Source organism: Streptomyces sp. SP18CS02 (genome assembly GCF_036322365.1).
Classification (GTDB): Bacteria; Actinomycetota; Actinomycetes; order Streptomycetales; family Streptomycetaceae; genus Streptomyces.
Window position 1 is genome coordinate 1 of the sequence record NZ_JAQYXC010000176.1, and the last position, 283, is coordinate 283.

A 283-nucleotide genomic window follows, 5' to 3' on the forward strand; every position below is an offset into this window, starting at 1 on the left:
GCGGTTGTCGGTGTTCTCCGGCGGGTGTGATCTGGAGGCGGCGGAGGCGGTCTGCGGGGGGCCGGACGTCGTGGGGGTGCTGGGTTCCCTTGTCGACAAGTCGCTGGTGGTCGCGGCGCCGGGGGCGGCGGTGCCCGGTGCGGTGCCGGGGGCGGTGGTGCCGGGGGTGATGCGGTACCGGTTGCTGGAGACGGTGGCGGAGTACGCGGCCGAGCGTCTCGACGAGGCCGGCGACCGGGACGGCACCGAGCACCGCCACCTCGTGCACTACCGCGAACTCGCC

Annotated in this window: 1 pseudogene; it reads left to right on the forward strand. The window is 74.9% G+C overall.

From position 1 onward, the window contains the following. A pseudogene (locus PUR26_RS01800) lies at positions 1 to 283 on the forward strand (hypothetical protein); the annotation flags it as partial.